This is a genomic window from Paenimyroides tangerinum, from assembly GCF_003865405.1.
Lineage (GTDB): Bacteria > Bacteroidota > Bacteroidia > Flavobacteriales > Flavobacteriaceae > Flavobacterium > Flavobacterium tangerinum.
In genome coordinates this window covers 1-13,478 of sequence record NZ_RQVQ01000054.1, presented here as the reverse complement: position 1 = coordinate 13,478, position 13,478 = coordinate 1, and the positions used below count along the sequence as shown (strand labels likewise).

14 protein-coding genes and 1 rRNA gene are annotated in these 13,478 nt (G+C 35.4%); 3 read left to right on the top strand and 12 right to left on the bottom strand.

The window, feature by feature from the left end; genetic code table 11:
- Window positions 1-70, bottom strand: a 5S ribosomal RNA gene (gene rrf / locus EG240_RS15120); the annotation flags it as partial.
- Window positions 71-365: 295 nt separating this feature from the next.
- On the opposite strand from rrf, the gene EG240_RS15115 reads away from it, so the two are divergent.
- The gene (locus EG240_RS15115; protein ID WP_125020188.1) at window positions 366-1,616 is read left to right on the top strand and encodes a site-specific integrase; all 1,251 of its coding nucleotides are present in this window, start codon (window positions 366-368) and stop codon (window positions 1,614-1,616) included.
- A 108-nt stretch (window positions 1,617-1,724) separates the two neighbouring features.
- Here the strand turns inward: EG240_RS15115 and EG240_RS15110 are convergent, their stop codons facing one another.
- The 3 genes from EG240_RS15110 to EG240_RS15100 all read right to left on the bottom strand — a co-directional run bounded on the left by EG240_RS15110 (window position 1,725) and on the right by EG240_RS15100 (window position 3,132).
- Window positions 1,725-2,006, bottom strand: coding sequence for a helix-turn-helix domain-containing protein (locus tag EG240_RS15110; RefSeq protein ID WP_125020187.1), 282 nt, complete (start codon window positions 2,004-2,006; stop codon window positions 1,725-1,727).
- Window positions 2,003-2,299, bottom strand: coding sequence for a helix-turn-helix domain-containing protein (locus EG240_RS15105; RefSeq protein WP_031504736.1), 297 nt, complete (start codon window positions 2,297-2,299; stop codon window positions 2,003-2,005). The genes EG240_RS15110 and EG240_RS15105 overlap by 4 nt, the downstream gene beginning before the upstream one ends.
- Before the next feature lie 377 nt (window positions 2,300-2,676).
- Window positions 2,677-3,132, bottom strand: a complete 456-nt coding sequence (locus tag EG240_RS15100) for a DUF3408 domain-containing protein (RefSeq protein ID WP_125020186.1) — start codon at window positions 3,130-3,132, stop codon at window positions 2,677-2,679.
- A gap of 508 nt (window positions 3,133-3,640) precedes the next feature.
- Between EG240_RS15100 and mobA the strand changes: the two genes are divergently transcribed.
- Both mobA and mobB read left to right on the top strand, forming a co-directional pair.
- Entirely contained in the window at window positions 3,641-4,075 is a 435-nt protein-coding gene (gene mobA / locus EG240_RS15095; RefSeq protein WP_125020185.1) for a conjugal transfer protein MobA, read from the top strand.
- 4 nt (window positions 4,076-4,079) lie between these two features.
- A complete protein-coding gene (gene mobB / locus EG240_RS15090; RefSeq protein ID WP_125020184.1) occupies window positions 4,080-5,345 on the top strand; it encodes a conjugal transfer protein MobB in 1,266 nt (421 codons plus the stop codon).
- 3 nt (window positions 5,346-5,348) lie between these two features.
- On the opposite strand, the gene EG240_RS15085 is transcribed toward mobB, so the two are convergent.
- From EG240_RS15085 to EG240_RS15050, 8 genes are all read right to left on the bottom strand, one after another.
- Window positions 5,349-6,176, bottom strand: coding sequence for an RteC domain-containing protein (locus EG240_RS15085; RefSeq protein WP_235830400.1), 828 nt, complete (start codon window positions 6,174-6,176; stop codon window positions 5,349-5,351).
- A 142-nt stretch (window positions 6,177-6,318) separates the two neighbouring features.
- On the bottom strand, window positions 6,319-7,350 hold the full coding sequence (locus EG240_RS15080) for a T9SS type A sorting domain-containing protein (RefSeq protein ID WP_125020183.1): 1,032 nt from the start codon (window positions 7,348-7,350) through the stop codon (window positions 6,319-6,321).
- A 7-nt stretch (window positions 7,351-7,357) separates the two neighbouring features.
- Entirely contained in the window at window positions 7,358-7,720 is a 363-nt protein-coding gene (locus tag EG240_RS15075; protein ID WP_125020182.1) for a heavy-metal-associated domain-containing protein, read from the bottom strand.
- Between the two features lie 130 nt (window positions 7,721-7,850).
- Window positions 7,851-8,867: a cytochrome-c peroxidase gene (locus EG240_RS15070; protein WP_125020181.1), complete on the bottom strand. Its 1,017-nt coding sequence runs from the start codon at window positions 8,865-8,867 to the stop codon at window positions 7,851-7,853.
- A gap of 58 nt (window positions 8,868-8,925) precedes the next feature.
- Window positions 8,926-9,792, bottom strand: a complete 867-nt coding sequence (locus tag EG240_RS15065) for an MbnP family protein (protein ID WP_125020180.1) — start codon at window positions 9,790-9,792, stop codon at window positions 8,926-8,928.
- A gap of 40 nt (window positions 9,793-9,832) precedes the next feature.
- Window positions 9,833-11,812, bottom strand: coding sequence for a TonB-dependent receptor plug domain-containing protein (locus tag EG240_RS15060; protein WP_125020190.1), 1,980 nt, complete (start codon window positions 11,810-11,812; stop codon window positions 9,833-9,835).
- A 4-nt stretch (window positions 11,813-11,816) separates the two neighbouring features.
- Window positions 11,817-12,743 (bottom strand): hypothetical protein, encoded by a 927-nt coding sequence (locus EG240_RS15055; RefSeq protein WP_125020179.1) that lies wholly within the window; start codon window positions 12,741-12,743, stop codon window positions 11,817-11,819.
- 198 nt (window positions 12,744-12,941) lie between these two features.
- The gene (locus EG240_RS15050) at window positions 12,942-13,310 is read right to left on the bottom strand and encodes a hypothetical protein (RefSeq protein WP_235830399.1); all 369 of its coding nucleotides are present in this window, start codon (window positions 13,308-13,310) and stop codon (window positions 12,942-12,944) included.
- Between the last annotated feature and the right edge of the window lie 168 nt (window positions 13,311-13,478).

Sequence of the window (13,478 nt, the reverse complement as noted above, 5' to 3'; positions counted from 1 at the left end):
TCTGCGCAATCGGGCTTAACTTCTCTGTTCGAAATGGGAAGAGGTGAGCCCCGACGCAATAATTACCCTATATCGGTTTGTTGAGTAATCAACATATATTTAAAATAAAGTTTCAGTAAAAATACATCAAAGATTAATAACAGGCAAAACGGTTGTAAATAAAGGCTTTACAGCCGTTTTATGATTTTTTGGTAATGAGGTAAAAAGCAGTAAAAAGCGAGGTTTGGCAAAAGTAAGGTTACTAAAACGTTACTTTTACATATTATAAACAATCATTTAAAATACTGTATTTCAGCTTTCTGCATAGTTTTTCATATTGTTCCGTAGCTCACATAGGTTTAATTTTATCATTAAGAATTGTGAGTATGGAAACGACAAAAAAATCAACATTTAAGGTATTATTCTACCTTAAAAAGAACGCCCCAAAGAAAAACGGAAAAGTCACGGTTATGTGCAGGATTACCGTAAACGGCAAACAGTCTGCATTCAGTACAAAGCTGGATATTTCCGCAACAAATTGGGATTTGAAGTACGGCAGGGTTTTAGGTAAAAGCCGAGAAGCCCAAGACACAAACAGCAAACTTGACAAAATTCGTTCGGGTATTGAGGAATGCTATTCCAAAATCCTGAAGAACGAGGGGGCTGTAAACAGTGCTAAACTTAAAAATGCCGTTCTTGGGATGGAAAGCGGAGAACTGACCTTTTTCAAATTCTATGAACAGTTCCTATTGGACTATGAGAAAAAGGTTAATAGTGGACTTCGGGTAAACGGCACACGCAGTAAATACAAAATACTTTTGAAACATCTTCGAAATTTTGCACATACAAAATACGGCTACTCCGATGTATCTTTTAACGACCTTACTCCTGATTTTGTACAGGACTTTGATTACTACCTGCGTGATGACCAAAGTTTGACCCACAACACCATTTGGCTGTATATGATTGGATTTACCACGCTTTGCCGATTGGCAATGAGCAGAAAGCATCTTGCTTTTAATCCGTTCAGCGAGTACAAGAATACCAAAAAAGACAAAGACCGCGGCTATCTTTTACGGAACGAATTAGAACAGCTTGTAACGTTCAACTGCGAGAAAAAGAAAGATGAATTGGTTAAAGATTTGTTTGTTTTCAGTTGCTTTACAGGGCTTTCCTATTCAGATATGAAAGGACTTAAAAACAGCAATCTTCAAGATTTCTTTGACGGCAACCAGTGGATTATTGTACGCAGAAAGAAAACGGCTACATCATCAAACGTGATGCTCTTGGATATTCCGAAAATGATTATTGAGAAATATGCAGGGTTCTCAAAGAACGGAAAGGTATTTCCTGTACCATCAAATACAGTTTGTAATGACAGCCTAAAGCGAATATCCCAACAAATCGACTGCCTAAAAGAAAAGAAGGTAACCTTTCATTTGGCACGTCACACGTTTGCTACGTTGTTTTTAAGCGAGGGTGTTCCGTTGGAGAGTTTGAGCAAAATGTTAGGGCATAAGAATATTGCCACCACTCAGATTTACGCCAAAATTCTCAACGAGAAAGTTGGTAAGGATATGCAAAAAGTATCGCATAAATTTAAGGGTATGGAGCAGTCTTTTTTGGCAGGCCTGTAACATTATATCACAATTCCTTAAAACAATACAGCCCACCGTTTTTGAGCGGTGGGCTGTATCTTAAATTGACCGATACGGTTACAGTTTCAAAGCATTCTTTTTTAACGGCTAACGCTGATAGTTATCTTCCAATACCTTGATAATATCGCTTTCACGGAAAAGGATTTTCCGTTCAAGTTTGATAAAAGGTATCAGTCCGTCATCCCTGTACTGTTGCAACGTCCGTTTGCTGATGTGTAGCATCTGGCAAACCTGTTCGCGTGAAAGGTAGATTTCCCCTTTTAAGAGTGGATGAAAATATTCCCTGATATACAGCAGTTCATTTTTGATACCTACCACAGCTTCGAGCAGGGCAAGCATATCTTCGTTTGAATTTCCAATCTGTTTCATTTCTTTTGCTTTTTTAATGGTCGCTCTCCCTGCATCAGTAACTCCACTTCGGATAACCTGAAATAGGTTTTCCGATTGATTTGCGTTGCTCCAAGAATGCCTTTTGCCCTATACGTCTGCAACGTTCTTTTGCTGATGTTGAGCAATTGGCAGGCTTCCTGTTGATCGAGCCATTTAGTTGCCTGTTGCAGTGCTTTGTAGGGTGTAGTCATTTCCGCTATCAAATTGGAAACTTCCTTAACTTCCCTATGCAATGCTTTCAAAATTTGAATGTCTAAAACTGTTATTTCCATACCTAATCAATTTAGACTTCAAAAATATAAGGTACTTATACAGAACTTTCCAATGTTGCAGTCAGAGGTAGCATTTGGCGTTCACAGGCTAAATTGTATATTTAAAATGTACCCAAAAAAGAACAAAAAGGTAGCAAAGATAAGGCGGACAGCCATCGCACCGCCCAACCAAAAGACTACGGCATAATGGCAGGGCAAAAAAGGTGGCTTCGCCGAATATTTTGTGTTGCCCTGCCACCCTTCGGGACTTATTCCGTTTCCTTTTGGTTTTTCCGCTTGTCCGCCTTGATTGAATGGCTTTCTTTTTTTCTGTTTTTTTGTTTTGGAAAATAATTTTAAGAGGGAGAAACGCACTACCACCCGACACCGCACCGCAGTCAGAACAACGGCTTGTGCTTCTCGTCATAGATTTCGCTAATCAATTCCCCGAACTCCTGAAAGTGGTATTCGATAATATTGTCCAGATACGCATAAATCGTCAGCTTGTCGATACCCATACTATTTGTAAGCCTGTTAAATGTTTCGTGGTGTTCCTGCCGTACATAGACGGATTTGCCTTTACTTGCCGTTGTGTTCGGGATTTTAAAGAACTGGCCGCAATAATCCTCTTTCGTCAGTTTCTTTGGCTTTGAAGTCGTTTTTTTAGTGTTACTTGCCGACGGTTTTATATGTTCCGTTTCTGTTTCGGCAGTTTTTTCGTCTGTGGTAAAGTTGTCCCGATTCGTTACTGCCTGTTGTTCCTGTACAGGTTGTTTCTTTTCATAGCCAATAAAATTTTCTAAAGAAAAATCCTGCACTTCGGATTGCTGTTTTTTGTCGTCTTCGTGTATCATATCTATTGTTTTTAATGTTGTTTCTGATTAGCTGTTTAGTTAGCTGAACAGTCAGCTCTATATATCATTGCATTTGTTTAGCTATTTATATACTTACATATTTTCAATTAACTGTTTCATTCGCTAAAAAGCCAATGGATTGCAGACAATCTATTTAACCCATTGACTAACTCTGTAACCAATCAGCCAACTAACCACAGCAAAGGAAAAAAAAGCGATTCCAATCCGCATAAACGTGGCAGTCAGTGGCACTATTTGGCGTTCATTGTCATGTTTGTAAACAGCTGTTATTCAGACAGTATTAACGAACTTTGTAAACGGAAGCGGTCGGTTTTTTCGGCTAACTCCAATCCGTTTGCAAAACGGATTTTTCTGAACTCCTGTTCAGAGCAAGTTATCTCTTGAGGTCCTCGAAATGAATTTCGGCACCTCAAAAGCACTTGCCCTTGCAGGGGGCTGGAAACGGCTCCGAAGTCGCTCGTTTATTAAAAATTAAAAATGGATTATTATGGAAGAGAAAAACAGAAAACAGATTAGGAAAACAGGAAGAAAACCAAAGATTGACCCTGCCGTCAATCGGTATTCCATCAACCTTAATGCAGAGGACAATGTCAAATTTCTTGCCCTTTTTGACCAGTCAGAAATGAAAGTAATTGCTCATTTTATCACAGCTTGCATTTTTCAAAAGACGGTAAAGACCGTTAAAATTGATATGGATGCCATCGAGTATCACGAAAAGTTGACCCGATTTTTTAGTCAGTTCCGATCAATCGGAACAAATTACAATCAGGTTGTGAAGATATTGTACCGCAATTTTTCGGAGAAAAAAGCAGGAACATACCTTTTTAGATTGGAAAAAGAAACCATAGAATTGGTAAAAGTCACGAAGGAAGTTATCCGTTTGACCCAGGAATTTGAAGAGAAGTATTTGAAAAAAGAGTAAAGTTATGATTGCAAAAATCGGAAAGGGAAGCAATATGTACGGAGCGATTTTATACAATCAGCAGAAAGTGGATAAGGAAAACGGAACGGTTTTGTTGCTGAACAAGATACCCGATACAATGAACGGCAGGTATTCTGTAGCTTATTTTAATAATTGCTTTGAACCGTACCTATCTGCCAATATCAAAACGGAAAAGACGGTACGGCATATTTCATTGAACCCCGACCCGAAAGACAAGGTTAGCGATGAGCAGTTTACCGAAATGGCACAAGAGTATATGGAACGTATGGGCTACGGCAATCAGCCTTATATAGTTTTCAAACATACGGACATTGAACGAACGCATATCCATATCGTTTCGACCTGCGTAGGCATTGACGGTAAGAAAATCCCTGATGATTACGACCATCCACGCTCAATGGCAATCTGTCGGGATTTGGAAACAAAATACAATCTGCAAAAGGCTACTGAGCAGGAGCAGAAACAAGCCAATAAAGTTTTCAAGCCTGTAAATCATAAAAATGGCGACATCAAAAGTCAGATTGCTTCGGTAGTAAGGCATCTGCCAAAGTATTATAGCTTTTCGACTATGGGTAGCTACAATGCGTTACTTTCTCTTTTCAACATCATAGCGGAGGAAGTTAAAGGAGAACGGAACGGACAGTCTGTAAATGGATTGGTCTATGTTGCATTGGACGAAAACGGAAACAAGACAAGTAATCCGTTCAAGGCATCGTTTTTCGGAAAAGAAGCAGGGGTTGCACAGCTTCAAAAACATTTTGAGCAGTCCAAAGAAAAAATGAAAACCAACCCTGCAAGGTCTGTTTTAAAGAATACCATTGAATTAGCTATGCACACGACAAGCAATGAAACGGATTTTAAAAAGCAATTGACCGAGCAGGGCATCAATACCATTGTCCGCAGGAACGACAGCGGACGGATTTACGGTATGACCTTTATAGACCACGGAAGTCGAACCGTTTGGAACGCTTCGCAATTAGATAGAAACCTCTCAGCAAACGTATTCAATGATTGGTGGAACAACGGCAACAAACCTGAATTGAAGAGACAGGATAGCCCTGTTTCCAAAGCAAATGAAATAGACAACCTACCGAGACAAGATCTTTTTGAATTTCTTTCAAATGAACATTCGCCTAATTCTGATTTAGGATTGTTCAGTTTTTTACCCGATGCACAGGGAGAAGATTATGAGGAAGAACAGTTTGCTAACCGAATGAAGAAAAATAAGAAAGGTAGAAGATTGTTATAAAGTTTACCTTTCGTCTTGCTCATCTATCTTTCTTATAAGACTATCTTGAAGTGAGTTAATAAATTTTGTCTTGCATATTTTTCTGTTTTTTAACTCCATAAAAGTATGATAATAATCACCTAGCTCAATATTAAAATTTTTTTCGAATGTTTTAGCTATGACCTTTAAGTCAACATTGCCAAATGCTTTATGCGTATGTAAAGCATAAATAAGCTCAACCAACGATGTTTTGCTTTCAGCCCAAAAAAGTCTAGGTAGATTTGTTCTTCTATTTTTCTTATTAATTTTGTAATTTATTTTTTCAATTAAATAATCTTGCACCATATTATTGCTAATAATTTCTGCTACTTTGAAATCATGCGAGGTGCAAAAGGAAGGATCACATTCAATAAAATAACTTTCTAATGCTAATTTTATATCAAACTGACCTCTTACAAAATATTTATAATCAAGGTAAGTACTTCCTGTCCGGTAATATCTGTAAAAATCTAAATTAAAATCAAAATATCTTTTGATTTTAGATAATTCATTATTGTAATACTTCTTTAAAATACGATAACCTCCATACGGTTTTTTAGTTTCAATATTATAAATAGCATTGTAATAAATGAATTTTGACAGAAACTGTGGTTTAATCTCTTTGAAAAAATATATTTCTTCTTCTCTGGATTTAAAGCTATATTTTTGAATTAACATTCTTAAACTTTCTTTTGACCTAATCGTAATTTCTATAGCTTTTTCACAACGGCTCATTTCATTGTCAATTTCTAGGTTTAAAAAGTTTAATTGCTCGTTGAGGTTTGATAAAAGGTGGTTTATTTTTACTTTCAATACTTTTCATTGTTATGTTTATGAATTCACTAAAAAAGTAAGCCCTGAATGCTATACACAATCAGGGCTTTCAAACTAACTCAAATTTTGGTAAAGGGAAACAAAATCACTCTAAACAGTAGTGAATTTGTATTATATAAGATTATTGTTTTACCACTTTAAGTGTTTTTTGATTGTTTCCTGATTTTATCTTTAGAATATAATTTCCTTGTGGAAATACAGATAAATCAATTGAAGTTGTATTAGTATTTATTTTCTTATCTACTATTCGCTGTCCTAATAAATTAAAAATTTCAATTCCTGAAATTTCTTGTTCAGAAGAAATGTTTAAAATATCTTTTACAGGATTCGGATAGGCTTTCAAGTTAGCAAAATCAAAATCATTTACAGACAAAGCTTGTAAATGAACCATTACCATTAATGCTTCACTTTCACAACCATTTATAGTTTGTGTAACCCAATAGTAAGCTATATCTGCCAAGGCATCATTAGAATTAAGCGGTTGTGTTAAATCTTCATCGGCATACCATTTTAAATTTGCTCCTGTAACAACAACATCAGCTAAAGTAGAATCTTGAGGAAGTGTTTGATGAGCTTGCCCCTGTGGAGCCTGCGGTGATACGCATCCTTCACCTATTTCTAACTGATCCAAAGACCAGTAAAGTAAATACAATGTTCCTGTTTGAGCGGGAGATTTATATACCAATCTATATTTGATTGTCTGATATCCCTGTAAATCAATAGTACTAATAATTGTATTATAAGTTAAACACGTTTGCGATTGGTTTATGTTTGCTAATGAAATTTCTTCATGTTCAATCCAGTTATTTGAATTCCCTTCTGCGTATTCCAAAAAAAGTTCTGGTTTCTGAAAAGGTGAACTCACACCTAAATCATGATAAAGATCTTTTATACCGTATGTCATATTTATATTTACATCGTTGCCATTGTAAGTGTAGGTATCTGTTTGTAACCAAAAATCACTAGAAGGAGTGAAGAAGCTGCCTATTAACGAATTTTGCTGGCAAATTGGGTGTATCGCTGCATTACTCATAGCAAAACTTCCTTGTGTAGTCCAGTTTGAAGGTAATTGCTGTGTATTGAAATCTATATTTACCTGTGCTGATATGGTATTAAAGAATAATACCAATGCTAATGTTATTATTTTTTTCATATGATTTTTATTCTTTTATAATTACAGAAGCTTTATAAGTATTTCCATCCAATAAAGCTTCAATTCTTTTTTGTAATTCTTCTTTTGATTGCTGTGTTTTGTCAAAAGAAATGTAAGCCAGTTTGGTTTCAAAATCTACTTTAGCAGAATCAACACCTTTTGCATTTGCTAATTTGTTTTCTATCATTTTGGCACAACCTAAAGCACAGGTCATTCCGTCTATTTCAAAGTTTACCTCTTCTAAATTTTCAGGTAAAATAGCCACTTCTTTTGTTTCTGTTGGTTGCGTTTCTTCTTTCTGTGTTTCTCCTTTGCAGGAAACAATCAAAAGCACAACTGATAAGCTTACAAATTTGATATAATCTTTCATATTACTATATTTTAATTTTTTTTAACCATAAAAATCCCATTCAGAGTGGTTTTTATTTTACAACTCTGTATATTTAAATCTCTTAAATTTTGATTGTTTAACTAATGTTTACTTCAAATGAATTTTAATATTAATGACCTGTAAACTCTACATCACTCAATGTTTTCATAAATGAAATAAGATGCTCTTTTTCCTGTTCGGTAAGTGGAATTCTATTCCCGTTATTTTTAAATACAGGATCCAGATTGTCTGCCTCTATCACTCCGTTATCAAAATAATCCAATACGTCTTTAAGCGTAGTAAATTGTCCGAAACTTCCATAAGGTGCGGTGTATTCTACATTGCGTAAAGATGGTACACGAAAACTCATATATTCGTCCATATTTCCGGTAACCCTTGCTCGTCCTGCTTCGTTAGAATTTGTATTTATAGGAAATCCGATGTTTCGGAAACTTTGGTCGGTAAAGAGTTCCGTACTGTGACAAGAGGCACATTTCTGCTGAAAAACCTGATAGCCTTGCATTTCGTTTTCGGTAAATGTTGCTTCGTTTCGTTTTACTTTATCGTATTTACTATTGTCTGAAATCAACGTGTATTCATATTGGGCAATACTTCTGTAAATTCTTTCAGGTGTAATGTTTTCATCACCAAATGTTTTTTGAAAAAGTTCTTTATAAGCTGCATCGTTTTGAATTTTTCCGATAACTTCCAAAATAGAAGAATCCATTTCCTCGTGTGTGATAATCGGAACAATCGGTTGATTTTCTAAACTCAATTTACTTCCGTCCCAGTTATAAAACCTCATAAAAGCAAGATTTTGAATAGGCGGTGTATTACGAAGCCCAATTCTTCCTTCAATTCCGATTGCCTGTACATTATTATCTGCAAATGCACTGGACTGAATATGACAGCTGGCACACGAAATAGTATTGTCTGCACTGAAACGTTTTTCGTGAAATAGTTTTTCTCCTAATGCTACTCCATATTTTGTTGGTTTGTTTGTATAAAACGAGTTGTTTACTTGTGGAAATCCAACAGGAATATTTATTGATAATTCGGGATTATTCGTATACAGTGGCTCATAGTCATCATTGCTACAAGATACCAACAAAAATAAAATAGGTAAAATTTTCAGAAAAACTTTCATTTTCTTTGAAGTATTTTTTTAATGGAGCCGTCTTTAAGACGGCTCTTGTAAGTCTAAATTAGTTTTCTACGTTAAGAACAGAGAACATTCCTTTATTATCGGTTGTACCGTTTCCTCCTATATTATCTACAAATTTTACCATTTGAACAGCTGTATGAATATTAGGCGTTGCATTGTCTCCCATACCTGTTCCTGTTGAAAGTGTAATGGTATTATAAGCACCACTTAATAATTTATCAAAATCTGCTTTGATATTGATTTTAGGTGCTTTACTTCCTACTACAGCGTTTTGCGGAAGATCTAGAACAATATTTCTGTAGGCATCAACTCCTTGCGTATAACTTCCTTCAGAACCTTCAACGGTACTTCCTGTGTGGATAGACATTTGTTTATTATCGGTATCGTAAAATCCTTCGATTTTAGTAAAGCGATATCCGGTTCCCCATTCCCACATCATTTCTGTATCATTTGCTCCTGCTGTAGCATAGAAATTAGGAAATCTGGTTTGATCTAACGTATTCAAATCGCTTCGCACACCCAAACCTAATTTGATTTGTTTGTATTCTCCAGTCGGAATATTACTCATCACATAATTTAATGTGGAAGGATTTGCGTGATTTACAACAGTTGCTCCTTTATCTAAATCATTTACATTATAAGGCACTTCAGTACCATCGGCTTTTACCAAACGGATGTTACTGATTACATACTTCAATTCGGAAAAGCGGTGCACTTGTCCTGCATCTGAAGTGTTTACGCTTGCTGTTGAAGAAGTAGCTCCTCCCAAAACAATTTCGGTATCACCAAAGGTGTTTTTAAATGACAACGTTACGTTGTTTGCAACAGGAGCATCATCATCACTGCTACACGATACAAATGCCAATGAAACGGCAGATAACAATAAGTACTTTTTTAGATTTTTCATTTTTTTAAAATTTAGTTATTAATATTAATTTGTTTTATAGTTAAAAATTGATTTTTAAAGAAGTAAAAATATTGCGTCCCATTCTTGGGATATTTCCCCAATCGGCATAGGTACTGTAATATTCATTCAATATGTTTTCGGCTCCTACCTGAACTACCGTTCTGAAATTGTTGATGTAAAAAGTATAATCGGCAGACAAATTCCAAACGGTATAAGAAGGTGTTTTATCTTCTCCGTATTCAGGACTGTAATTGATTTGTTCCAAATCACCATTTATAGATGTCTGAAATCCGAAATCTTTGTAGTGATATTGTAATGAAGTCTGATAACTCAACGGACGAATAAAAGGAAGGTTTCCATCTTTATTGTCTTTTCCACGAGCATAGGTCAATGTTCCTTTCCAATGCAAATGTTCTATTATATCGTATTTAGCATTGACTGAAAAATTGAAAAGCGTTGCATAATCCAATGATGTATAACCTTTTACTCCAACTGACTGATAATTCATCGGGCTTCCCATACTTAAAATTCTTCCGATGATGTAATTTTCGATATGAAAATAATTGGCTTTTGCCTGAAGGCTAAATCGTTCGTTTTTAAAACCAGCACTTGCATTAACTTCATACGAAATTTCATTTTTCAAATCAGGATTTCCGATGTAATCGTAACGGTCAAAACTGTTGTAAATGTAATAGCCATAACCTTCTGAAACCGATGGTGAACGATGACCGTAACCACCTCCGACAGAAAAATTAAATTGCTTGACATCTACATTGTAACCTGCATACAGGCTTGGCAAAAATCTTGTTTTTTCCTGTGATGCTCCCGGATGAAAAATCCAGTTGAAGTCAACATATTTAGAATGATTGTAATTCAATCCCAAAGAGCCTCCGAAGTTAACCTGACTATTTTCTGTAACCTCTAAAGAATTATTTACCGAAAGTCCTGCATATTGGGTAGTAACCCAAGGCCAACTATAGGCAAACATTGTTCTTTCGCTTCTGTCCTGCGGATACATTCGCATTTCTGCAATTGATAAATTATCATACGCATTCAGTTGTACTTCAGAAGAATAATTGCCTTTCTTTAGGTTGATTTTAGAAACCAATCCGTAGGTGGTACTCCAACCGGGCATATCCATATGAACCAGATTTTCAGGTCGAGTGGTATCGTCCATATAATGTTCTATAGCATTGAAATAGATTTTGGAATCCCAAACCCGTACCAATCCTTCTTCAAATAATTGCTTATAAGCAACCGAAGTAATCAAAGCTCTCGAAAGCCATAAATCCATCGGAAGTGCAGGATAACCCACATCTTTTGCCACATCAAAAATAGCATCAACTCGCAAAGAAGATAAATCACTTGTTTTGTAAGCTAATCCTAACGAACTATTGAATTTCTTGAATTGCGAATGATTGACTTCATTGTTATTTCCATCAGAATAATTCTCTGCTTTTCGATACGAAATACTTCCATCTGCTACAAACTTATTACTCGAAAAAGAGATATTTCCGAGGTTGAAAAACTGCTTGTTGTTAAACTCAAATCCTGATTGGTAAGCACCTTTCCATTCTTGTTTTTCGCTAAACGAAGTATTTTTCCGTTTCAAATCAATACTTCCTGCAACTGTTGAACCGTGCATACCGCCTTCCTGACCTGATTTGATGTCGATTGTAGAAAGATTATTGCTTTCCACATACGAAGTAATCGGATCCATCTTATCGGTACAAGCTCCGAAAACGTGCATTCCGTCAATGGTAATGATCGAACGTTCGCTACTCATATTGTTCAACAATGGTTCCCAAGCATAAGCACCACGTTTAATGAAACTTATCTGGTCAGAGGAAGCCAGAAACTCATCAACTGTAACCGCCATTTTCATTTCGGTTTCGATTTTCTTTTTAACAACCACATCTATTTCAATTTCTTCTAATTCTGTTGTCAATGTATCATTTTCAATGTTTTGAGCGTTGGCAAATATTCCCAAAAAGCAAACTATAATTGTAATATATCGCATAGCATCAGAATAAGATATTAATATGAAGTTCACTTTTTGCTCCTTCGATTCCGGGTGTGAAATCAGTTGGTACTTCTGTTCCTTTGATGAGTGCTCCGTTTTGATTTAACATCATAAAATTCAACGTCCAGTTTCCGGTCATTGTATAATTAACTACTCCGTAATATAATCCATCTGCTTGTTGGGTTAAATCCACATTGTTAGGTGACGAATGATTTCCCATAGAGGGTTCGGGCATTCTCGGATCTAACAACAACGTATAGTTTTCTACTTCATCGTACGAACATTGTGATGGGTCGGGAAAAGCTCCTGCCGGTTCAACAGGCTGGTTGTATTTAAAAATCCCTGCAACCAATTCGTTTTCTGCAACCATGGGTTTTTGAGGTGCAATGAGTGCGATAAAATACTGCTCTCCGTCATTACCTGTAAACTCTGTCATATTCAAATTCATATTGGTTTGATTCTGAATCGTAACCAACTTGTTAACCGTATGGGTTTGATTACTATCTGTAAAACTGATATATAAGTCCCAGTTTTCCATTGGGTTGCTTATACTTGTAAATACAACATATCCTGAATAAAACTGTTCTTCAGAATTATAAACCAAATGATACCTGTGTGGGCACGAAATTTTGTTGTTATCGGAATAGGTAAGTATCGGCAAAAAAGTAACCTCCGAATTATTCAGAGCCTGATTGGTTTGGGTGTTGGTAATGGTTAAACGAATTTCATTATATCCTTTATAAAAAGTTCCGTTTAAAGCTTCAATACTGATTTTGTAATTATCGCTATTGAATGAAGTAACTTCTTTAAATTCAAAATATTCGGTAACGTCACGGTTGATTTCGGCTTCAAAATCCGTTTTATCAAGTGTGCACGAGCTTGTAACTGCAAGCAATGTCGCAATTACAAAAAGATTAAAAAATTTCATTACAGTGAATGTTTAATTAAAAACTATTGTGTATCAACAACAATTATATGAGATTACTACGCTATTTGATTCATAAAGCGTTTCTTACTTTGAAATACTACTGCTGATAAAAAAGTACAGCGTTGTTTCCTGAATATTTATCATATTCAGTTTTAGATATTGAAGAAATCGATACCTAATAACAACACCATTTTAGAATTAAACTATCGGAGGTCTGAATACGGAATTTGTCTCTAAATGAGAATAGGACAAATTATAATTTGAAGTTATTTTTGATTTGTGTAGGTAGAAGAGCGGTTTTAAACCAAGATTTTCTTCTATTTCCTGATAGAAAACAACACTTGTTTCTACCGAAAAGTGCTTACTACCTTTACCATTTTCAGAAGTATCGGAAGCTTTCGCCAATTCTTTTTTCAAATGACATTTTCCGTTACATCCCAATTCGGGCTTGTCTTTATTTACACAAAGCTCATTTTTAATATAGTCATAAAACACCACATATTCCACAACGGGAATAACAGGCTTAAAAAGCATAAACAGTGCTAATATTACTATAAACTTTTTCACTAAAGTCGTTTAATTTAGGACAAAGATAATTGATACACTTATAACTAATATATGATTTTAATCATATCAAAAAGCAATATTTTATATCAAAATCTTTTTTCACGGTGCAAAATTCACTCGTTTTTTATCAATAGCCAAATTTTGGATTGAATGTGTAATTAAATGGAT

Bases quoted from the DNA above. Each gene is read 5' to 3' on its own strand.
- mobA (WP_125020185.1), top strand. From the start codon at position 3,641: ATGGAAGAGAAAAACAGAAAACAGATTAGGAAAACAGGAAGAAAACCA.
- EG240_RS15060 (WP_125020190.1), bottom strand. From the start codon at position 11,812: ATGCGATATATTACAATTATAGTTTGCTTTTTGGGAATATTTGCCAAC.
- EG240_RS15100 (WP_125020186.1), bottom strand. From the start codon at position 3,132: ATGATACACGAAGACGACAAAAAACAGCAATCCGAAGTGCAGGATTTT.
- EG240_RS15065 (WP_125020180.1), bottom strand. From the start codon at position 9,792: ATGAAAAATCTAAAAAAGTACTTATTGTTATCTGCCGTTTCATTGGCA.
- EG240_RS15070 (WP_125020181.1), bottom strand. From the start codon at position 8,867: ATGAAAGTTTTTCTGAAAATTTTACCTATTTTATTTTTGTTGGTATCT.
- EG240_RS15115 (WP_125020188.1), top strand. From the start codon at position 366: ATGGAAACGACAAAAAAATCAACATTTAAGGTATTATTCTACCTTAAA.
- EG240_RS15055 (WP_125020179.1), bottom strand. From the start codon at position 12,743: ATGAAATTTTTTAATCTTTTTGTAATTGCGACATTGCTTGCAGTTACA.
- EG240_RS15110 (WP_125020187.1), bottom strand. From the start codon at position 2,006: ATGAAACAGATTGGAAATTCAAACGAAGATATGCTTGCCCTGCTCGAA.
- mobB (WP_125020184.1), top strand. From the start codon at position 4,080: ATGATTGCAAAAATCGGAAAGGGAAGCAATATGTACGGAGCGATTTTA.
- EG240_RS15075 (WP_125020182.1), bottom strand. From the start codon at position 7,720: ATGAAAGATTATATCAAATTTGTAAGCTTATCAGTTGTGCTTTTGATT.
- EG240_RS15080 (WP_125020183.1), bottom strand. From the start codon at position 7,350: ATGAAAAAAATAATAACATTAGCATTGGTATTATTCTTTAATACCATA.
- EG240_RS15105 (WP_031504736.1), bottom strand. From the start codon at position 2,299: ATGGAAATAACAGTTTTAGACATTCAAATTTTGAAAGCATTGCATAGG.